Annotated in this window: 15 protein-coding genes and 1 pseudogene; 7 read left to right on the plus strand and 9 right to left on the minus strand. The window is 72.7% G+C overall.

Annotation, left to right across the window (positions count from 1 at the left end):
* The first annotated feature begins 29 nt into the window (after positions 1-29).
* A complete protein-coding gene (locus AMIR_RS12585; protein WP_143760709.1) occupies positions 30-881 on the plus strand; it encodes a hypothetical protein in 852 nt (283 codons plus the stop codon).
* Positions 882-902: 21 nt separating this feature from the next.
* On the opposite strand, the gene AMIR_RS42705 is transcribed toward AMIR_RS12585, so the two are convergent.
* Both AMIR_RS42705 and AMIR_RS12595 read right to left on the minus strand, forming a co-directional pair.
* Entirely contained in the window at positions 903-1,799 is an 897-nt protein-coding gene (locus AMIR_RS42705) for an AraC family transcriptional regulator (protein WP_041836724.1), read from the minus strand.
* A gap of 263 nt (positions 1,800-2,062) precedes the next feature.
* Positions 2,063-2,620, minus strand: coding sequence for a DoxX family membrane protein (locus AMIR_RS12595; protein ID WP_015801343.1), 558 nt, complete (start codon positions 2,618-2,620; stop codon positions 2,063-2,065).
* Positions 2,621-2,930: 310 nt separating this feature from the next.
* Between AMIR_RS12595 and AMIR_RS12600 the strand changes: the two genes are divergently transcribed.
* Positions 2,931-5,198: a catalase gene (locus AMIR_RS12600; protein WP_015801344.1), complete on the plus strand. Its 2,268-nt coding sequence runs from the start codon at positions 2,931-2,933 to the stop codon at positions 5,196-5,198.
* 249 nt (positions 5,199-5,447) lie between these two features.
* Positions 5,448-5,903, plus strand: a complete 456-nt coding sequence (locus AMIR_RS12605) for a RidA family protein (protein WP_015801345.1) — start codon at positions 5,448-5,450, stop codon at positions 5,901-5,903.
* Between the two features lie 21 nt (positions 5,904-5,924).
* On the opposite strand, the gene AMIR_RS12610 is transcribed toward AMIR_RS12605, so the two are convergent.
* The 6 genes from AMIR_RS12610 to AMIR_RS12635 all read right to left on the minus strand — a co-directional run bounded on the left by AMIR_RS12610 (position 5,925) and on the right by AMIR_RS12635 (position 13,295).
* Entirely contained in the window at positions 5,925-6,776 is an 852-nt protein-coding gene (locus AMIR_RS12610; protein WP_015801346.1) for a PhzF family phenazine biosynthesis protein, read from the minus strand.
* A gap of 32 nt (positions 6,777-6,808) precedes the next feature.
* On the minus strand, positions 6,809-7,651 hold the full coding sequence (locus AMIR_RS12615) for a 2OG-Fe(II)-dependent halogenase WelO5 family protein (protein ID WP_222840725.1): 843 nt from the start codon (positions 7,649-7,651) through the stop codon (positions 6,809-6,811).
* Positions 7,652-7,762: 111 nt separating this feature from the next.
* Positions 7,763-7,951, minus strand: a complete 189-nt coding sequence (locus AMIR_RS12620) for a hypothetical protein (protein WP_015801348.1) — start codon at positions 7,949-7,951, stop codon at positions 7,763-7,765.
* Positions 7,952-8,089: 138 nt separating this feature from the next.
* A complete protein-coding gene (locus AMIR_RS12625) occupies positions 8,090-10,966 on the minus strand; it encodes an alpha/beta hydrolase (RefSeq protein WP_015801349.1) in 2,877 nt (958 codons plus the stop codon).
* A gap of 191 nt (positions 10,967-11,157) precedes the next feature.
* Positions 11,158-12,813 (minus strand): MDR family MFS transporter, encoded by a 1,656-nt coding sequence (locus AMIR_RS12630; protein WP_015801350.1) that lies wholly within the window; start codon positions 12,811-12,813, stop codon positions 11,158-11,160.
* The gene (locus tag AMIR_RS12635) at positions 12,810-13,295 is read right to left on the minus strand and encodes a MarR family winged helix-turn-helix transcriptional regulator (protein ID WP_015801351.1); all 486 of its coding nucleotides are present in this window, start codon (positions 13,293-13,295) and stop codon (positions 12,810-12,812) included. Before AMIR_RS12635 ends, AMIR_RS12630 begins: the two co-directional genes overlap by 4 nt.
* A 110-nt stretch (positions 13,296-13,405) precedes the next feature.
* Between AMIR_RS12635 and AMIR_RS12640 the strand changes: the two genes are divergently transcribed.
* From AMIR_RS12640 to AMIR_RS43045, 4 genes and pseudogenes are all read left to right on the plus strand, one after another.
* Positions 13,406-14,008, plus strand: a complete 603-nt coding sequence (locus tag AMIR_RS12640; protein ID WP_015801352.1) for a TetR/AcrR family transcriptional regulator — start codon at positions 13,406-13,408, stop codon at positions 14,006-14,008.
* Between the two features lie 124 nt (positions 14,009-14,132).
* Positions 14,133-15,128 (plus strand): intradiol ring-cleavage dioxygenase, encoded by a 996-nt coding sequence (locus tag AMIR_RS12645; RefSeq protein ID WP_015801353.1) that lies wholly within the window; start codon positions 14,133-14,135, stop codon positions 15,126-15,128.
* A 598-nt stretch (positions 15,129-15,726) separates the two neighbouring features.
* A pseudogene (locus tag AMIR_RS43200) lies at positions 15,727-15,822 on the plus strand (hypothetical protein); the annotation flags it as partial.
* Positions 15,823-15,852: 30 nt separating this feature from the next.
* Positions 15,853-17,271, plus strand: a complete 1,419-nt coding sequence (locus tag AMIR_RS43045) for a MerR family transcriptional regulator (protein ID WP_084798867.1) — start codon at positions 15,853-15,855, stop codon at positions 17,269-17,271.
* A 139-nt stretch (positions 17,272-17,410) separates the two neighbouring features.
* On the opposite strand, the gene AMIR_RS12655 is transcribed toward AMIR_RS43045, so the two are convergent.
* Positions 17,411-20,767 carry a phosphodiester glycosidase family protein gene (locus tag AMIR_RS12655; protein WP_015801355.1) on the minus strand — a complete coding sequence of 1,119 codons (3,357 nt, stop codon included), beginning with the start codon at positions 20,765-20,767 and terminating at the stop codon, positions 17,411-17,413.
* Between the last annotated feature and the right edge of the window lie 50 nt (positions 20,768-20,817).

Consider the following 20,817-nt stretch of genomic DNA (forward strand, 5'->3'; position numbering starts at 1 on the left):
CGGAATGATCTCCGGGCGACAGTGGGGTCATGCACCAGGGCCTGGACCGCGCGGAGCGCGAGCACGACGCGTCCCCGACGCGGACCGCCCTCCCCGCGCCCCGGCGTCCCGGAGAAGGGCGGAGCGCGATGAACGAGACCACCTCCCCGCTGTTCCGGTCGCTCGCCGAGCTGGGCGTGGCCCACTCGACGCGCACCAGCGCGCGGGGCGTGCCGTACGCGGCGTTCCGCCTGGCGGGCGCGCTCGGCGACCTGTCGGTGACCGCCGCGGACGAGCAGGGCGTGCTCCGCCTGACCGCCCACGAGGTGCTGCCCGACGCGCCGGGGGAGCGCCTGGTCGAGGCGAACCGCGGGCTGCCGCTGGCCCGCGCCTACCGCTCCCCGGACGACGGGACCCTGGAGGTCGCGCTGGGCTGCCACGTCGGCGCCCGCTTCCCCGAGCCGCTCCAGGTGTGGATGCTGCTCGGCCACCTGGTCGCGTCCTGCCGGCTCGTGGTGGAGGGCGGCGGCTCGCTGGGCCTGCCCGAGCTGGGCGGTTCGGGCGTGGCGTTACCGCCCACGATCTCCCAGGTAGCCCTGGAGGACGGCCGGGCGGCGTGGCTGGAGCTCGGCACGCGCGGCGACTGGTTCGTCGCGGTCGCCGACTACGCCCCGGCGACCGCCGTCCCACCCGGCCCCGAGGCCGACGCGACCCTGCAGCGGCTCCAGCGCTGGATCCCGGCGGGCCGCTACTGCGCGAGCCCGGAGGGCGGCCTGCGCGCCGAGGTGGCCACCCCGGTCCTGGGCGACGCCGCCGCGCTGGTCGACTGGACGGCGGAGCAGGCCCGGCTGATGCTCCAGGTGGCCGCCCACCACCTCGGCCTGCCCGACCTCGGCCGGTGAACTCGGCCTGCTGAGCCCGGCCTACCGCAGATCCGCCGCGGCGGCCCGGTAGTGCGCGGGAGCCACCCCGTTGTACCGCTTGAACGCGTGCGAGAACGCGAACGGCGAGCTGTACCCCACCCGCTGCGCCACCCCGTGCAGCGGCAGCTCGGTCTCCTTGAGCAGCTTGCTGGCCAGCACCATCCGCCACCACGTCAGGTAGGCCATCGGCGAGCGCCCGGTCAGCGCGGTGAACCGCCTGGCCAGCGTCGCCCTGGACATCCCGGCCCGGTCCGCCAGCACCTCGATCCGCCACTGCTCGGCGGGCGAGGTGTGCAGCGCGTCCAGCACCGACGCCACCCCCTCGTCCCGCAGCGCCCTGGCCCACCCGCGGTCGGGGTTGTCCTCCAGCCAGGCCCGCAGCGAGTACACCAGCACCAGGTCCAGCAGCCCGGACACCAGCGCGTCCCGCCCGGACCGCCCGGCCCGCACCTCCCGGCCCAGCAGGTCCACCGCCGCCCGCAGGTCCCGGTGCCCGTTCACGCGCGCGGGCAGGTGCACCACCTCGGGCAGCGCCTCCAGCAGCGGGTGGCTCCTCGACCCGTCCAGCGGGTACTCCCCGCACAGCAGGTCCACCGCGCCGCCCTCCCCGCTGCCGCGCGAGGCCCCGACCGCGCTGAACGGCGCCGCCCCCTCGCTCACCGGCAGGTCCGACAGCACGTGCCCGCCGCGCCGGGGCGCCAGCACCACGTCCCCGACGCCCAGCGGCAGCGGCTCCCCGCGTTCGGGCACCAGCCACCCGCTCCCGCGCAGCAGGACGTGGAACCCCACCCCGCGGCAGGTCGAGAACCGGAACCGCCACGGACCGTCGAACCCCGCCCGGCCGTGCACCGCGCGCCCGCAGCGCGCCACTTCCACCACGTCGCTCACCACGTCCACCGAATGACCGTAAATGAGCGGAACGGGCCTGACAATGCGCGGGCGGCGCACTCGAAAGAATCATCGGCCGGCTATCCGCCGAAAATCGACCCGACCGCAAGGCGGGGTGTGACGCGCCAGTCGTTTTCCGGAACGCGCAAAACCGCCCCGCACCCCTCGGAAGGGGGCGGGGCGGTGGACTCGCTGCTAGGTGCGAGGGGAAAAGCGGAGGAGCCGGTCGCCGGGGGAAGGGCGACCGGCTCCTCCGGGGGTGGGCTCGGGACTCACCTGAGCCAGGCGTTGTCGCGGACCACGGGAAGACCGGCCCAGAACTTGCCCAGACCCCACGTCTCGCCGTTCTTGTGGACCGCGAGGACGAAGAGGATGATTCCGTAGATGATGTGGTAGTCCATGAAGGGGTTCGACGACCCGCTCGGCTCACCGGCCGAGGTCACGGTGGCCATGGGCCACTCCGCGAGCCACATCATGAACATGATGACCGAGCCCGACACCGCCGAGATCCACATGCCCATGCCGAGGATGACCGCGGTGCCGACCGCCGCCAGGCCGACCATGAAGAGCAGGTTGGCCCACCAGGCGCCCGCCATGCTCTGGAACATCCCCTGGAAGGGCCCGACCTCGACGTGGCTCAGGAATCCCTTGGTCGGCGACCCGCCGTTGATCCAGGCCTTCTCCGACGCGGTGCTGTAGCCGAGGCCGAACGCCTTGTCCAGGAAGGCCCAGAGGAAGACGAATCCGGTCGAGATGCGCAGGACCGCCATCAACTTCTGACCGACGTCCCCCCGCGTAGTGACTTCGTTGGTGCTGGCGATCGCGGTCATTGCCGCCTCCTCGACTCGTTCCTTGCTGGTAAAAGCATCCCGTTCACAAGGGGGTCGTCGAGAGAGGCGGAGGTCCCGGACCCGGTGCCGGACGTCCCGTTCCGGCAGGGTCCTTGGGGGGTGCGGCGGAAGGCCGCGCGTCCTGCTCCTTCCGCGAGCGGCGGATTGCGCCCGTCGAGCACGACCGAAAGGGGCCGGGCGTTACTCCTTACGGGGGAGCGCAAACGATCCGGTGATCGATGCGTGGACCGCTCTTCCACGGGTACTCGCGCTGGGACCACCGCCGGGCCCGATCGTCGAGGAGGACAACGTGGAATCCAGGAAACCCGCTCAGGTGGTGAAGGACGCGCTGGAGAAGGCCGTGGAGAAGGTCACCGGTGCGGCCTCGCCCACGGCGCCCGGCGCGCCCGCGTCGGCCCCGCCGGACCTCGTCGAACCCACCGAGCCGCGCGAGCCGCTGCCCCCCAAGCCCGACCAGGGGACCCCCGCGCACGTCACCCCCACGGGCGCGGACACCGGGGCGTCACCGCAGCTGAACTCCCAGCAGGGCGCGCACCTGACCACCTCGCAGGGCCTGCGGCTGCCGGACACCGACCACTCGCTCAAGGCGGGCGAGCGCGGTCCGACGCTGCTGCAGGACCACCACCTGCGCGAGAAGATCATGCACTTCGACCACGAGCGCATCCCGGAGCGCGTGGTCCACGCCCGCGGCGCCGGTGCGCACGGGGTGTTCATCGGCCACGGCACCGCCGCCGCCGTGTGCAAGGCCGGGTTCCTCCAGGAGGGCGTGCGCACCCCGGTGTTCACCCGCTTCTCCACCGTGGTCGGCTCGCGCGGCTCCGCCGACACCGTGCGCGACACACGGGGGTTCGCCACGAAGTTCTACACCGCCGAGGGCACGTTCGACCTGGTGGGCAACAACATCCCGGTGTTCTTCATCCAGGACGGCATCAAGTTCCCCGACGTCATCCACGCGGCCAAGCCGCACCCGGACCGGGAGATCCCGCAGGCGCAGAGCGCGCACGACACGTTCTGGGACTTCGTGTCCCTGCACACCGAGGCCACCCACCACGTCATGTGGCAGATGTCCGACCGGGCGATCCCGCGCTCCTACCGGACCATGGAGGGCTTCGGCGTCCACACCTTCCGGCTGGTCAACGCCGAGGGCGGCACGTCGCTGGCGAAGTTCCACTGGAAGCCCAAGGCGGGCGTGCACTCGCTGCTGTGGGAGGAGGCGCAGCTGATCAACGGCGTCGACCCGGACTTCCACCGGCGCGACCTGTACGACTCGATCGAGTCCGGCGCGTACCCGCAGTGGGAGCTGGGCATCCAGGTCTTCCCGGACACCCCGGACCAGACGTTCGAGGGCATCGACCTGCTCGACTCCACCAAGATCGTGCCCGAGGAGCTGGCGCCGGTCACGCCCGTCGGCACGCTCGTGCTCAACCGCAACCCCACCAACTTCTTCGCGGAGAGCGAGCAGGTCGCGTTCCACGTGGGCCACCTGGTGCCCGGCATCGACGTCACCGACGACCCGCTGCTCCAGGCCAGGCTGTTCTCCTACCTGGACACCCAGCTCACCCGGCTCGGCGGGCCGAACTTCAGCCAGATCCCGATCAACCGCCCGCACGCGCCGGTCAACGACATGCTCCGCGACGGGTTCCACCAGCACGCCGTGCACGGCGGGGTGGCGCCGTACAAGCCGAACACGCTCGACGGCGGCTGCCCGTTCACGGCGGGTGCGGACATGAGCGCGTTCGTGGAGTTCCCGCAGGTGGTGGAGCAGGGCCGCAAGGTCCGCGAGGCGCCCGCGTCGTACTCCGACCACTACACGCAGGCCAGGCTGTTCTGGCGCAGCCTGACGGCGCTGGAGCGCGAGCACGTGGCGCGGGCGTTCACGTTCGAGCTGGGCAAGTGCTACGAGCAGGCCATCAAGGAGCGGCAGCTCAAGGTGCTGGCCAACGTCGACCCGGTGCTGTGCGAGCAGGTCGCCACCGGCCTCGGGCTGCCCGCGCCGGAGGCGGAGAACCCGGCGCGCGACGTCGCCCCGAGCCCGGCGCTGTCCCAGATCGGCGGGACCTGGCCGGTGGACGGCAGGCTCGTCGGCGTCGTCGTCGACCCGGCCGACCACGAGGGCGCGCGCACCGTGGTGGCGGAGGTGGACGCGGCGGGCATGGTGCCGCTGCTGATCGCCCCGCACGGCGGCCCGCTCGGCGGCGGCCTGGTCGCGCAGCGCACGTTCCTGACCGCCCGCTCGGTCGAGTTCGACGCGATCCTGCTGGCCACCGCCCCGCCGCCCGCGCCGGACGCGCTGCCCGCGCGCGACGCGAAGGCGGGTGCCCCGTCGGGCCCGGCGGTCGACCCGAGGGTGTCGCTGCTGCTGCAGGAGGCGTTCCGGCACGCGAAGGCGATCGGCGCGTGGGGCGGCGGCGTGGCGGCCCTGGAGGCGGCGGGCGTGCCCGTGGACGCGGTGGGCGTGGTGACCGGCGACAGCCCGAGCGCGGTCCTGGGCTCCGTGGTGGACCTGCTGGGCGAGCACCGCGTGTGGGACCGCTTCCCGTCGGCGCTGCCGATCTGATGTTGTGGTTCTGACGCTCCGGTTCTGACGCTGCCCCCGACCGCGCCCACCGCGGTCGGGGGCAGCGCCGCGCCCACCCCCTCCTGTCGGCCGCTCGACGTCACCCCCGCTCCGGCAACAGGCCCAGTCGCACGCCCGTCCCCGCACCCCCGGCCAGGCTCCGGTGGATCACCTGCCCCGATCAGGGGGAGAGCCGCCCCGGATGCGGTAGCGTCGCCCCCTGATGGCCGAAAACCCAGGGGCGCCGCGATGATCTTCGACCGCCTTGCCCGGCTCGACCTCGTCCTGCCGCTGGTCAACCCGCCCAAGGGCAACTACGTCCCAGCCGTGCCCTCGGGAAACCTGGTGCACGCCGCGGGCCAGGTCCCCATGGTCGACGGCGAGGTCGTCGCCACCGGCCTGGTGGGCCGCGAGGTGGACCTGGACGAGGCCACCCGCCTGAGCCGCCAGTGCGCCCTGTCGGCCCTGGCGGCGGTCGACGCGGCGGTCGGCCTGGACCGCGTGGTGCAGGTGGTGCGGGTCGTCGGCTACGTCGCCTCGGCCCCCGGCTTCACCGACCAGGACGCCGTGCTCGACGGCGCGAGCGAGCTGTTCGCCCTGATCTTCGGCCCGGCGGGCAGGCACGCCCGGAGCGCCGTGGGCGTCCCGGTCCTGCCCCTGAACGCCCCGGTCGAGGTCGAGGTGACCGTGGAGTTCGCGCGCTAGACCCGAGCGACCGGCCCGGCGTCAGCCGTGCGCCGGTCCGGTCAGCCGCACGGCGCACCCGCTCACCGCTATCCCGGCCTCCCGGTCGGCGGGCACCTCCACCTCGATCAGGCTGGGCCGCCCCATGTCCTCGCCCTGCCGCACCGCCATCCGGTGCGGCAGCGGCGCCAGGTCGAGCTCGCGCAGGTAACCGCCGAGCGCAGCCGCCGCGGCGCCCGTCGCCGGGTCCTCCACGACGCCGCCCGGCGGGAACGGGTTGCGGCAGTGGAAGACCGACGCGGACTCCCGCCACACCAGGTCCACCGTCGCCCAGTCCCGCTCGGCCATCAGCTCGCCCAGCACGGGCAGGTCGTAGTCCAGCCTGGCCAACCGCTCCCGGCTGGCGGCGGCGATCACCGGGTGCCACGCCCCCGCGTAGGCGGCTGCGGGCGGCAGCGCCGGGTCGAGGTCGGACCTCTCCCAGCGCAGCGCGGCGAGCAGCCGGTCGAGGTCGGCGGGCGTGATCGGCGCGGTGCGCGGCGGCACGCTCACCAGGGTCGCCCGCAGCAGTCCGCCGTCACGCTCGGTTTTCACCCGAACGGGTCCCGCCTGGGTGCGCAGGAGCAGTTCGCCCACGCTGTGCCGCTCGGCGTGCGCCACCGCCAGCGCGATGGTGGCGTGTCCGCAGAACGGCACCTCCACCAGCGGGCTGAAGTAGCGCACCGCCAACCGGCCCGGACCTTCCGGCGTGGCGAACGCCGTTTCCGAGTAACCGAGCTCCGCGGCGGTGGCGAGCATGTCGGAATCGGACGTCCCGGTCGCGTCCAGGACCACCCCGGCCGGATTCCCGCCGTCCTCGGTGGTGCTGAAAGCCGTGTACCTCAATAATTCCACGACGGCAGCCTAGGGGGTGATCGGGGCGGCCATCAGGCCCACACGTGCAAATCCCCCTCGTCGGTGAGCCCGACGGAAAAGCCGAGCGCGATCCGCCGACCGCCCGAACTCGGCCGCACCGCGTGGTAGTTGCGCGGGTCGAACAGCAGCGCCTCGCCGGCTCGCGGTCGCAGCGTGAACGATTCCGCGGACCCCACCACCTCTTCCCGGTAACCGTACGAGCCCGCCGGGCGGAATTCCTCGTCGCCGGGCTGCCACCGGTGCCGCCACACCACGGTCTCCCCGCCGCTCTCGGGCACCGACAGGTAGAGGTTGAACGCGAACTGCGCGACCAGGGCGACGTCGAGCAGGTTCCCGGAGAACTCGCGCGACGCGTCGTCGTAGTGCACCACGAAACCGCCGCCGGGCTCACGGGCCACCCCGGCCCCCAGCTCCCGCCCACCCCGCCGCCCGACGACGACCTCGCCGGGCCAGTGCTTCCCGATGCCGTCCCGGCAGAACCGGAACGGGTCGAACGGCAGCGAAAGCCCCTGCCAGCCCCGAACCCCGCCCTCGAGCGCTTCCCAGTACCCACCGGAGACCCCGCCGCCACCATCCCGGTGATCGCTGACCCCGACCCCGAACCGCATGACCCGTGGCGAGACCCGCTCAGCCCCGTAGGACTCGAACTCGGCCTCGGTGAGCGCCTCCAGGACCTCGGCGCACATCGCGGGAGAGGCGAACCCCGGAACCCGCGTGGCAGCCCGCCGCCCCGCCGCGAGCTCCGCGATCCCGGCCCGGTCGAACTCGGCCGAGGTCACCGCGGTGAAGTGCGGGTCGTGCTGCTCGACAATCCCTGCGACGTTCCCTGCGACGTTCCCTGCGACGCTGTCCACGGCGCTCACCCGTCCCTGGTCGAAGTCTGGGGAAATGAGCGTATCCAGCCCTTTTCTCCCAGCTTTCCGCCTTTTGGCGGTGACCGACGGGTAAAACTATTCCAATCGCGCTCACCAGAAGCTGGTGACCCGGAATACCGATCGCGCTTCGACCTCGAGGTCCCGGTGATCCGCTTCCAGCGTTTCCAGGACTATTCTTCGCGCGGTCTCGATGCTGACCCGGCCGATGGTGATCCCCTCGGCGTGCTCCGGGTGCCCCCCGCTCGTGCCGCCGCTCGCCTCGTGGTCGGAAGGGATCATCGCGTTTCCTCTCCGGTCGGCTGACCTGCGGGGTTCCCGGCTTCGTCCGGTTCCCCTATTTTTGCGGTTTTCCCTCGTGGTTCTCAAGGAAAGTACACCCAAACTTCGTCCGGATACACGCGTCTCCCCCCGAAGAGCTCAACCCGAGCCCGCGCCGCTCAGCTTGGCCACCAGCCGGTTCGTCCTGGCCGTGTCGGGGTGCTCCTCGCCCAGCACCTCGCGCTGGTCCCGGAGCAGCGCGAGCAGCTGTCGGTGCAGCCCGTCCTGGTCCGAGGCGTCCCGCGCGAGCAGCGCCAGGCAGAGCGTGTACCGCAGCGCCATGACCGCGTGCGCCCTCGGCTGGTCCCCGGCCACCTCCAGGGCGCCCGCAGCCTCGGTGACGGCCTCGTCGAACTTGCCCATCCTGATCAGGCAGGTCGCCAGGGTGCGGCGCACCGACAGGGTCTCCGGCGCTTCCCGCGCCCAGTGCCGGTGGCGGATCTCCAGGATCTCCCGCAGCATCCCGGCGGCCTCCTCCGGGTCGTCGACGGCCACGACGCGGGCCAGGCTGTGCCGCACCACCATCGTGTCGTAGTGCTCGGGCGACCGGACGGTGTGCTCGGCGTCGACGATGTCCCGCAGCAGCGGCAGGGCCTCCTCCCACTGCCCCTGCTCGGCCAGCGCCTTCGCGTGCTTGTGCCTGCTGGCCAGGGTGTCCTCGTGGTCGAACCCCAGCAGCCGGGTCCGGCTCTCGATCACCGCCCGCAGCTCGGCCTCGGCGTCCTCCGGCCTGCCGCGCTCCAGCGCGATCCGCCCGCGCTCGTGCCGCAGCCCCAGCAGCTCCCGGTCCTCGGGGGTGAAGCCGTACTCGGCGCAGCCGCGCACCAGCGACTCGACCAGGTCCTCGGCGGGCGTGACGACGCTGCTGGCGATCAGGTACCGCGCGGTGAGCCGGGCGAGCTCCAGCGCGTCGACCACCGCGCCCCGGTCGTTCTGCGGCGGCCCGGTGACCAGGAAGCGCCTGGTCACGTCCACGGCGTGCGGCGCGATCATGCTCCAGGTCGCCCAGTGCTCGGTGATGTCCGGGTTGTGCGCCCGAGCCACGTCGGCCAGCAGGCGCAGGCACAGCGCGTAGTGCTCCACGCGCCTGTCCCGCACCTCGGGGGAGTTGCGCAGCTCCTGGTGCACCAGGGGGTGGATGGTCAGCGTCCGGCCCAGCTCGGCCGACGTGCTCGAGTCCACCCGCTCCAGCTCGACCAGCCCCAGGTCGGCCAGACCGTCCAGGGTCGGCCCGTAGTCCTGGTCGCACGCGCCGCTGAACGAGCTGAACAGCGCGAACCGGGACAGCGGCCCCCGGCCGAGCAGCGCGTCGTACGGGATGGGGGCGATGTTCAGGCACGACAGCAGGCGCAGCAGCGTGGGCGCGCAGCGCAGCCCGCGCTCGCCCAGGAGCTTCAACGACATCGCCACGACGTTGCCGACCTCCTGGAGCGCGAGGTCCTGCCCGTCCGAGGAGTGGAAGCGCCGCGACAGCGCGTCGTGGTAGCTCACGAAGTCCGCCACGCCCCGCTCCGGGCCGCCGCTACCGGACTTGATCACCGAGTTCAGGTAGCGCGCGCACGCGTGCAGCGCCAGCGGCAACCCGCCCAGCGCCTCCGACAAGTCCCTGGCCTGCGCGGACGTGCCGCCTTCCGGCACCTGCTCCCGCAGGACCGACGCGCCGTCGTCCGGTGCCAGCCGGGGCACCTGGTGCACCCCGCACCAAGCGCCCCACGTCCTCGGGTTCTGGTCCCGGCTGGTGACGACGACCCGGCCCGACCCGCCCGCGCGGGGCTCGCGCAACCACCCGGACCCCTGCGCCACCGGCACGCCGGGCGGGGCGAGCCGCTGCACGTCGTCGGCGTTGTCGAAGACCAGCAACCACGGGCGGTCGAGCGCGTCGAGCAGCCGCCACAGCGCGTCCGGCGTGACGTCGACCCCCGTCCCGCTCTGCCCGAGCCCGTGCTGGAGGCCGCTGATGATGGTGCGCATCGCCAGGTTGATCCGGGGGACCTCCACCCAGAACACCAGGTGGTCCTCCTCCTGGGCGCGGTGCGCCAGCTCCAGCGCGATCCGGCTCTTGCCCAGCCCGCCGAGCCCGGACAGCACGTGCACCCGGTGCGCCCGGTCGGAGATGAGCCCGGCCATCAGGTCGTCGCGGCCCACCATCCGGCTCGACCGGGCCCGGTGCGGCGGGCGCACGGACACCGCGGTGCGCCTGCGCTCGGGGGCGGCGACCACGGCCTCGGGGGCGGTCACCGCGGGGGCGTGCTCCTCCGACAGGACCTTCGTCAACGTCCGGCGCACCGCCTGGTACGACGGGGATCGGGAGTCCTGCGGCTGGACGATGCTGAAGTGGTCCCCGTCCACCACGCCGTTCTTCGGGAACAGGTAGGTCACCGTGGTGGCGGGGACGATGTTGTCGCTCAGCCCGCCGTAGGCGGCGATCGGCACCCGCCAGGTCCGGTCGGTGTTGTCCGTGGCGTGCACGATGCCCTTGAGCACCGTGGACTGCGAGTCCAGCACCGCGCGGTTGAACGGCTCCAGCTGCCCCTCCTGCGGGTTGCGGTGGAACCAGCGGGTCTTCCTGCGCAGGCTGAGCGCGAACTGGGACCCCGAGTTGGGGCAGGCGAACAGCACCACGTGCTTGATCCGCGCTAATCGGCGCGCCTCGCCGTGCCACAGCGCCCTCGCCAGGTAGCGCTGGACCACCAGGCCGCCCTGGCTGTGGCTCACCAGCACCAGCCGCTCCACGTCGGCCAGCTCCTCGTGCAGGCGGGTGCGCAGCAGGGCGGCGATGTCGTCGACCTCGGGGACGCGCTGGTCCGGGCGCCACAGCGAGCGGAACCTCGGCGACGGGTAGTCGAAGCGGTGCAACCGAACCGAACCGCCGAGCTCGGGGTCGGCCAGCAGCAGCTCCTCGAACCGCCGCCAGACCTCGCCCGACGAGAACAGGCCGTGGATGAGGACCACGTCCACCGACGTCCGCGCCGCCATCGGACCTCCAGGGCTATCTGGTGGGGTGGCGGACGGTACCCGCACGTCGTGAGCCGGACCTCCGCAGAACTGCGGTGGTCGCGGGAATGCCTCCACGTGGCCGTGGGGCCGCCACCCCGTGACGGCGAAGGCCCCCGCACCCGGTTGCCGGGTGCGGGGGCCTTCCGAAACGTCTGACCACCGGTTTCCGATTACCGCCGCGACTTCGTCAGCGACTCGCCGCCGACCACGTCACCGCCGGTCACGGCCTTGCCCTGCGGCGCCGCCTCCGGCGCCACGGCCTTCGTGGTCTCGCCCAGGTCCAGGCTGGAGCGCAGCTTCGCGGGCTTCAGCATCGCCGCCGCGATCACGCCCACCACGCCGATCGCCGCCGCGATCAGGAAGATGTGCCCGGTCGCGTCCCCGTACGCCGCGCGCACGATCTCCTGGATCGGGCCCGGCAGCGCCGAGATGTTCAGGCTGCCCCCGGCGCTGCCCGACGCCGACGCGGGCACGCCCGCCGCGGTCAGGTCGCGGGTGATCTGCTCGCTGACCTGCCTGGCCAGCACCGCGCCCAGCACCGACACGCCGATCGTGCCGCCGAGCGAGCGGAAGAACGCGATCGTGGAGCTGGCCGCGCCGATGTCCTTGAGCTGCACGGTGTTCTGCACCGCCAGCACCAGGTTCTGCATCGACATGCCGACGCCCGTGCCGACCAGCAGCATCGCCGCGCCGACCAGCACCAGCGAGGTCTGGTGGTCGATCGTGCCCAGCGCCAGGAACCCGATGACCAGCACCACGGCGCCGGTGACGATGTACGGCTTCACGTTGCCGCTGCGGGTGATCATGCGCCCGGAGATGATCGACGCGCCCAGCACGCCCGCCATCATCGGGATGGTCAGCAGTCCGGCCTCGGTGGGGGAGTAGCCCCGGCCGATCTGGAAGTACTGGCCGAGGAACACCGCGCCGCCGAACATCGCCATGCCCACCGCGAGGCTCGCCAGGATCGCGAGCGCCGTCGTGCGGTCCTTCACGATCTTCGGCGGGACCACCGGCTCGGACGCCTTGTGCTCGACCAGCACCGCCAGGCCCAGGAGCAGGACCGAGCCGCCGACCATCGCGCCGCTCTGCCAGGAGATCCAGTCGAACGAGCTGTCCACGAACGAGATCCAGATCAGCAGCACGCTCACGCCCGCCGCGATCAGGCCGGCGCCCAGGTAGTCGATCTTGACGTTCTCCCGGCGCGCGGTCTGCACCTTCAGCGTCGCCTGGAGCACCAGCAGCGCCACCACGGCGACCGGGACGCCGACGAAGAAGCACCAGCGCCAGCCCAGCCACGAGGTGTCCACGATCAGCCCGCCGAGCAGCGGCCCGCCGACCGTGGCCAGCGCCATCACGCCGCCCAGGTAGCCGTTGTACCGGCCGCGCTCGCGGGGCGGGATCATCGCGGCGATGACCACCTGCACCAGCGCCTGCAGGCCGCCGACGCCGATGCCCTGGAACGCGCGGGCGGCGATCAGCTGACCGGCGCTCTGCGCGAAACCGCTGATCACCGAACCGATGATGAACAGCACGATCGCCGACTGGACGAGCGTCTTCTTGTTGAACAGGTCCGCCAGCTTGCCCCAGATCGGGGTGCTCGCGGTGGCGGTCAGCAGGGTCGCGGTGACGACCCAGGTGTACTGGGTCTGCGTCCCCTCCAGAGCGCCGATGATCTGCGGCAGGGCGGTGGAGACCACCGTGCCGCTGAGCATCGCGACGAACAGGACGAGCAGCAGGCCGCTGAGGGCCTCCATGATCTGCCGGTGGTTCATCGGTTCGCCCGGTTGGGGGTGCCGGGTGTCCGCCGTGGTGGCGGGTGCGCTCATCGCGCGTCCTCCAGTGCTGTGCTCGGGGAGCCGATGGCTCCTGCTACGTCTGCGTTCAAGCGCCCAAGCGCGTCGTTGAACGCGTCGAGTTCTTCGGGGGTCCACCCGGCGAGCGCCCGGTCCATCAGGTCCTCGTACCAGCGGCGCGCGCGGTCCAGCGCCTCCTGCCCGGCGGGCGTGACGACCAGGATGCTGGCCCGCCCGTCCACGGGGTCGGCCTGCCGCTCGACCAGTCCCTGCCCCACGAGCGCGGCGACCGCGCGGCTGACCGTCGACGGGTCGAGCGCGGCCTGGTGCGCGAGCTGCTTGGCGTGGCAGCCGGACGGGTCGTCGCTGATCTTGCTGATCAGCTTGAGCGTCGTGATGAGCCCGGTCGGGACGCCTGCGGCCCGCTCGGAGTGCGACTGCTTGAGCATCCGCACGGTCTTCATGAGGTCCTGGATGCGGTCCTGCATCTCGGAGTGGCGCGGGTTGGCGTCCACGATGAGCCCTCCCTGAGTGGTTGCCCCATACAAGTATCAGGGCAACTTGCGCATTGTGCAAGTTTGCTCATTGGGAAGTTTGTGTGACTACGGCTACCCTGAAGGCCGAAATGGACACCACGGTCGATCTGGACACCACCGTCGGGCTGCGCGAGCGCAAGAAGGCCGCCACGCGCCAGGCCCTGCACGAGGCCGCCCTCGGGCTGGCGATCGAGCACGGCCTCGAACGGCTCACCGTCGAGGCCATCGCCGACGCCGCCTCGGTGTCGCGCCGGACGTTCTCGAACTACTTCGCGAACAAGGAAGAAGCGATCTTCCACGGCCACCGGGCCAGGCTGCGCGCGATCGTCGACCTGCTGCGCGCCCAACCGGAGGACGTCCCGGTGCGCAACGCCCTGTTCGAGGCGGCCCGCGCCTTCTCGGCGGAGCTGGACGGCCTCGACCCCGCGCTGGTGGCGCAGCGCAGGCTCGTGCGCGGGCACCCGAGCCTGGTGGTGCACCAGGTCGCCGCGCACAGCGCCGTGGAACGCGAGCTGGCCGACGAGCTGGCGTCCCGGATGCCCGCCGACGACCCCGAGGCGGCGCTGCGCGCACGGGTCCTGTCGGCGGCGTTCCTGACCACGCTGCGCGCGGCGACCCAGCACTGGATCGAGAACCCGGACCGCCCGCTCTCGGACGTGCTCCTGTCGGCCCTGAGGCACGTCGCGGGCTGAGCTCTCCCGGCGCCTGGCTGTTCTGGTCGCCCGGCGGTCTCGCCCGTTCAGCCGTTCCGCTCGTCCAGCGGTTCCACAGGTGTCGCACAGAACCCGCACAGCCCACCCGACCAGGGTGGACCTCATGCGAGACGACGAGCAGACCTACCGGGGCCGCCGCCTGCCCCGCCCGCACGAGGAGCTGGTGGACCAGGGCCTGAGCTTCGACGTGGGCACCCTGCTGGACCGCCGCCGCGCACTGCGGATCTTCGGCGTGGGCGCGGTGTTCGCGGGCCTGACCGCCTGCGGCGCGGCCGGGACGGCGGCCACGACCGGTGCCACCACGACCGCGCAGGCCGCGGGCGAGATCCCGGACGAGACGGCGGGCCCGTACCCCGGCGACGGCTCGAACGGCCCGGACGTGCTGGAGCAGTCGGGCATCGTCCGCTCGGACATCCGCTCCAGCTTCGGCACGGGGAGCGCGGTGGCGGAGGGCGTCCCGATGACGCTGGAGCTGTCCATCGTGGACGTGGCGGGCGGCGACGTCCCGTTCGAGGGCGTGGCGGTGTACGTGTGGCACTGCGACCGCGCGGGCGGCTACTCGATGTACGGCGACGGCCTGGAGAACGAGAACTACCTGCGCGGCGTGCAGATCGCGGACGCGGCGGGAAAGGTGACCTTCACCAGCGTCTTCCCGGCCTGCTACACCGGAAGGTGGCCGCACGTCCACTTCGAGGTCTACCCGGACCAGGCGAGCATCACCGACTCGGCGAACGCCATCGCGACCTCGCAGGTGGCCCTCCCGGAGGACGTGTGCGACACCGCGTACGCCGGGGCGGGCTACGAGAGCTCGGTGGCGAACCTGGCCGAGCTGACCCTGGACACCGACAACGTGTTCGGCGACGACGGCGGCGAGTCCCAGCTGGCGACGGTCACCGGCAACCCGGAGGCCGGCTACCGGGTAACCCTGCAAGCCCGAGTGGACACCCGAACCGAACCCGCAGGCGGCGGCACCCCACCGGGCGGCGGCGGCAACACCCCACCGGGCGGCGGCGGCAACACCCCACCCGGCGCCGGAACACCCCCGACCAACGCCACCCCACCCAACGCCACCCCAGGAGCCGCACCCCCATCCCGCTGACCCACACCTGACCACCTGAACCAGGCACAAACCCCCGACCGGACCGGCCACCACAGGCCAGGCCCGCCCAACCCGGGGTGCCCCGGCCCGCCGGGGTGCCGGTCCGCCCAGCCGACCCGCCCCGCTGTTCAGCTGTGCTCGGTCGAGGGCGGTGGTGCCACCGGTCCGGCGGGGAAACCGCAGGTGGCGCGGTGCGGCAGCGCGGAACGCGCAGTCACCCGCTGATCGTGGTCGGCAGCGCAGAACCCCTCGCGGACGCGCAGGTGCGGGCGGTGGTGGCGACCGGTGTGACGGAGCACTTGCTCCACCCGGCGGACCTGGCAACCGCGGCCACCTACCCTGATCCCCTGACCGGTGACACCCGGTTCGGTGAAATCCAGCCCGGAGACGAGCGGGTGGACGACGTCCGAGCCGGTGGTGGCGCCGACGTGGACGCGGTCGAGCCCGGCTCGGTCGCCACCGCAGGTGACAGCGCCGCACCAGGTGCCCCCCTCGGCGCTGTCACCTGCGGGTCAACCCCGGACGCCGGGGGCTCGGGCTCCAGGGCTCGGGCTCCAATGGCTCGGACGCCGAGGGCTCGGCGGTCGACGGGAACTCCCTGGTCAGCCCACCCGCCGACGTCGGCTCGCCGGGTGTCGCGGGGACGGCCCCGCTCGACGCCCTCCGCGCCACCTCGGTCGACCACGGCACGGCGTTCGACATCGCCGGGACGGGGAAGGTCGACGTGCGGAGCACGATCGAGTCCACGGTCGGGGCGCTGGCCCACGAGCTGCGCGCCGCCGTGCCGCCGCTCACCGTGGTGACCACCGGGCTGACCGCGCTGCAGGCGCTGGCCGACGTGGACGACGTGCGCGTGGAGTGCCTCGGCGGGACCCTGCGGCACGTGTCGCAGGGCTTCGTCGGACCGCTCGCGGAGGCCTCGCTGGAGCGGATGACCTTCGACCGGGGCATCAACGAGGCCGACCTGGACCAGACCAGGTTGAAGGAGCTGATGGCCAGGGCGGCGGACTCGGTGTATGTGCTGGCGCACGCCGACAAGCTGGGCCGTGCTGGAGCCGTTCCACGGGGCCGGGGTGCGGACCGTGGTGGTGGACGAGGACGGGGTCGAGCGGGAGGCGGAGCAGGCGGGCCCAGACTCGTCGGCCGGGGCGTGCGGGCCGCGGGTGAAGCGGTGTGGGCGGCCTGCCGCGAGCGCTCTGGTGCGGGTGGTCGCGGTGGGGTTGACTCTGACACCGTGTCAGGGACTGGACTCGGTGGCGCCATGTTGACCATCGGAGAGTTCGCCCGACGCGGGCGCGTCTCGGTCCGGATGCTGCGCCACTACGACGCCACCGGGCTGCTGCGCCCCGCCCGCACCGATCCCACGACCGGGTACCGCCACTACACCGCCGACCAGCTCGACCTGCTCAACCGGGTCGTCGCGCTCAAGGACCTGGGGTTCACGTTGAACCAGGTCAAGGAGATCGTGGACGGCCGGGTCGGCGTCGACCGGTTGCGGGAGATGCTGCGGGGGCGGCGCGCGGAGCTGGAGGCCGTCGTCGCCGAGGCGACCGCGCGGCTGGCCCGCGTCGAGGTGAGGCTCCGGTCGATCGAGAGCGAGGGGCACATGCCCGAGCACGACGTCGTCGTCAAGTCCCTGCCCGCCCAGCGCGTCGCGCGGTTGTCCGCGATCTCGCGCAGCTACGCGCCCGAGGACATCGGGCCGGTGGTCAGCCCGCTGTTCATGCGGTTGTGCGACCTCCTCGCCGACGCTGGCATCAGCATGGCGGGGCCGGGGATCGCGCTCTACGCGGACGCGGGTGGTGGCGCGGTGACCGTGCACGCCGCGTTTCCCATCGGGGACGGGGATGGTGCGGACTCCGCGGGTGGTGCGGGCCTTGAGGGTGGCGCGGGGCGGGATGGCGGGTTCGAGGTGGTTGAGCTGCCCGCCGTCGAGCGCGCGGCGGTCATCGTGCACCGGGGGGCGATGGACGGGGTCGTGCCCACCGCGCAGGCGTTGGAGCGCTGGGTCGACGCCCACGGCCACCGCGCCGACGGCTACCCGCGCGAGGTGACCCTGGAGGCCCCCGAACGCCTGGCCGACTGGGTGACCGAGCTCCAGTTGCCGCTGGTCGTCTCGCCTGACCACGCGCGCTCCAGCTGATCCCGCGAGTCGGCCAGCGGGGCCGGCCGTCACCGCTCTCCAGCGGTGACGGCCGGGTGGCCCCGGTTGACGTCGGGGGTGGCTCTCGTGCGGCGGGTGGGTCTCGGTGATCGTGCGCCCCAGCGCGCTCAGCGCCCGGTCATCCCGTCACCACCACGTCTGCCCGCGTCAGCGCCTCGCTCACCGCCACCACCACGGACACCCGTCCCGGTCGTAGGCCGGTCAGCGTCCCGGTGTCCGGGTCCAAGCGCGCCACGTGCCACGGGCGCACCCCGTCCGGCCCGCCGACGTGCAGGCCGATCGATCCGGACCAGTCGGCGCTCATCGGGTAGGTCACCGGCACTCGCCTTCCCGCCTGCTCCACCTCCGCCGACACCGATCCCGTCCCGCCGACCGGTATCGCGTGCGATGCGGCCAGTCGCAGCGCGTCCACGTGGGCCCGCACCTCGGCCTTGATCCCACCCGGTCCCACCCCGATCAGGCTCCACCCGGTGAACCCGCCCGCTCCGGTGTCACCCGACGGGGCTTTGCCGGAGTTCCCGTTGACCAGATAGGGGACACCGTCCACTCGCGACGCCGCGAACAGGCCCGCGTGGGCGCCCACGAACGCCGCCGGCTTGCCGGTGGACGACCGGAAGTCGGCCAGCCAGCGCTCCACCAGCGCCGCCTCCATCCGGTCGGACAGCTCGCTGGTGCGCAGCGGGCCCGGATCGCGGGTCGGGTGGTGTTCCAGGACCACGACCGAGTCCACCGCTCCGTGTTCGTCCAACGCTCTCCGCAACGCCACCACCTGCGCGTACCCGCCTGCGCGCAGCGTGCCCAGCGACGTGTCCAGCAGCACGAACCTCGTGCGCCGGTGGTCGAACACCCGAGTCGTCGCCCCGAACTCGCGGCGGAAGTTGTCGATCGTGCCCGGTCCCATCACCTCGTGGTTGCCCGGCACGTAGAACCACGGCACCGCGTCGCCCAGCTCCTCGGTCAGCACCCGTTTCGCCAATGCCAGGTCCTCCGGTGCGGCCTCGTCCACCAGATCTCCGTTGATCACCACGAAGTCCGGCCGCTTCGCCCTGATCTCGCGCAGCGTTCGCCGTGCCGCCCGCACCAGCTCGCTGTCCGGGGCGCGGGCCACGAACTGCGCGTCGGACATGACCGCGAACCGCCACGGGCTGCCGTCGACGGTGCCGTCGCGCACCACCACGTCGTCGCGCACCACCTCGCGCGGTGGCGGTTCGGCGTCGGGTGGGACCACGGCGGCGAGGTCGTCCACCACGACCTCGCCCGTGTACTGGCGGTCGGCGGCGATCTCGATCGTGTAGAAGCGGGTCACCTTGATCGGGAATGACAGCTCGCCGGGCACTGGCACCTCCAGCCGTTGCCAGCCCTCCCAGGTGAGGTACGGGCCGTACAGCGACCGGGTGAGGCCCTGGGCGTCCACGACGGTGAAGGCCGTCCACTCGCCCCGGCCTGCTGCGCGCACCCAGGCGCTCAGGGCCAGGGGTTTCCCCGGCACCTCCAGTGCTTGTGGTGGGTTCGCGTACGCGGTCCGGGTGCCCGTGGACTGGGTGAAGTCGTAGCGCAGCGTCAAGCCCTGGCCGGTGTGCCCGTCCGGGGTCGGGGAGACCGAGCCGGAGCCGCGTGCCGAGCCGAACGTCCAGCGTGCGGCGTCGTCGAAACCGGCCAGCAGGCGTTCTTCGATGCCCACGGTGACCGGTATGCGGGTCGTGCGCCCCTGGACGGTGACCTCGATCGTGGTGGCACCGGGGGCGCGGGCGGTCACCAGCAGTGCGCCCTCGTGCTCGCCGACTCCGAGCACGGAGTGGTCGTAGGACAGGGTCAGGTCCGAGGGCTCGACCGGTGCGCTGAACCCGCTGTGGTCGTAGCCGACGATCCCGACCCGCGTGCCCGCGCCGACGTCGGGCAGGCTCACCCGACCGCTGGTGGCCGACAACCGCTCCAGCGCGCCGAGCACGGTCAGGTCCTGGGAGCCCTCGATCCGGTTCTGGCGGGCGACGACCCGCGTCGTTCCCGCTGCCACGGCCCGGAACACGCCGTTTCCGCCAGCCCTGCCGACGAACGGGTTCGTGGACGTCCACACCGGGCGCTCGTCGGCGACCGGGCCGTAGGTCTCGTCGTAACCCAGGGCCACCAGCTTCCGGGTGAGGCCGGGGAACACCCGATCGGGGCGGCCACCGGGTACCGCGCCCGCGGTCGGGGCCGTGCGCGGGTCGGTCGCGGTGGTCACCCAGAACCCGGTCAGGCGACCGCTGCCGGGGGGCGCGTACAGCGCGAGTCCGTTCGGGACCGGCCGCTGTCCACCGTCCGAGGGGGTGTTCTCCAGGTGGACGGTGTCACCACCCGGTTCGCGGGCCACCAGCGTGCTCGACCCGCCGCCGTCCAGGTTCAGGGCGTTGTGCGCGCCCAGGTCCCGCAGCGCTTCGGCCACGTCCTTCAGGTTCAGGCCGAGCAGGTGCGCGGACTGCCTGCCGTCCACGGTGAGGAGGAACATCCGCCTGCCGTCGGCCGAGAAGCCCACGGCGGTGCGCGGGTGCGACGGGTCGTCCGGGGCGACCACCTCGCTGTCGCGCAGCAGCACCTGGTTGCCGCCGATCGCGGCCCTCGGCGCGGAACCTCCATCGCCCGCACGGGTTGAGTACCGCACGGACAGGTGGTCACCGGGCGCGACTGCCAGCGCGGTCGCCCCGGCTTCACGGCCTAGCAGCACGTAGCCGTCCTCGGGCACCCGGTCCGCGCCGATCGTGTCCCGCACCTCGGTCACGACGTCGTTGCGCACCACCACCTCACGCACGCGTTCCGCATCCCGCACGCTGCGCGAACGGGTGTACTCACCCCATAGCGGGGTGAACAGTGCGACGCCGTCACGTTCCAGCTCCGCGCTGTTGAGGCGGTTCAACGTGACGTCACCACCGGGCAGTGCGGCCGTGCCGCTGAACAGCACCTCCATCACCCGGCCGATGCCCGCCGCGTCGATGCCGACCGCGCGTTCACGACCGGGGGAGGCGGACTTGACCGGGACGCCGTCGCGCACGGCCGCGCCCTCGGGGGCGTCGGAGTTGTTGATGTCGAAGAAGTCGCCGTTCACCGCCGCGACCGCGCGGGTGCGGTCGGCCTGCTCGGACAGCGGCGCGGCGGCCGTGACGGAACCGGGGTCGAGGTAGTCGACCTTCGTGCCACCGGCCAGGTCGACGGTGAGGGCGTCGCCGCGGACCCAGCCGTCCGCGCGGTACCAGTCGAACGAGGTCAGCTCGACACCGGGCGCGACCGGGCGGGCGGTGCGGTCGGTCTCCAGGTGCTCGCGTGAGGCGGCGGTGGCGAGATCGGGGAGATCGGGGAGGGCGAGTTGTGGCTGGGACCGTGTTGGCGCCGAGACGGGCAACGCTTCGTCGTGAGCGGGGTGCGCCCGTTGCCCCCCGACGGGGGACGCCTGGGCGGGGGTGGTGGTGAGGACCAGTGCCAGTGCGAGGGTTCGGATGAGCACGGCGACTCCCGGTGGTTGCTGTTTCACCCGCTGTCATTGGAACGGGTGGA

Source organism: Actinosynnema mirum DSM 43827 (assembly GCF_000023245.1).
GTDB classification, from domain to species: domain Bacteria; phylum Actinomycetota; class Actinomycetes; order Mycobacteriales; family Pseudonocardiaceae; genus Actinosynnema; species Actinosynnema mirum.

Bases quoted from the DNA above. Each gene is read 5' to 3' on its own strand.
- AMIR_RS12625 (WP_015801349.1), bottom strand. From the start codon at position 10,966: ATGGCGGCGCGGACGTCGGTGGACGTGGTCCTCATCCACGGCCTGTTC.
- AMIR_RS12605 (WP_015801345.1), top strand. From the start codon at position 5,448: ATGATCTTCGACCGCCTTGCCCGGCTCGACCTCGTCCTGCCGCTGGTC.
- AMIR_RS12645 (WP_015801353.1), top strand. From the start codon at position 14,133: ATGCGAGACGACGAGCAGACCTACCGGGGCCGCCGCCTGCCCCGCCCG.
- AMIR_RS12595 (WP_015801343.1), bottom strand. From the start codon at position 2,620: ATGACCGCGATCGCCAGCACCAACGAAGTCACTACGCGGGGGGACGTC.
- AMIR_RS12640 (WP_015801352.1), top strand. From the start codon at position 13,406: ATGGACACCACGGTCGATCTGGACACCACCGTCGGGCTGCGCGAGCGC.
- AMIR_RS12585 (WP_143760709.1), top strand. From the start codon at position 30: ATGCACCAGGGCCTGGACCGCGCGGAGCGCGAGCACGACGCGTCCCCG.
- AMIR_RS12630 (WP_015801350.1), bottom strand. From the start codon at position 12,813: ATGAGCGCACCCGCCACCACGGCGGACACCCGGCACCCCCAACCGGGC.
- AMIR_RS12620 (WP_015801348.1), bottom strand. From the start codon at position 7,951: ATGATCCCTTCCGACCACGAGGCGAGCGGCGGCACGAGCGGGGGGCAC.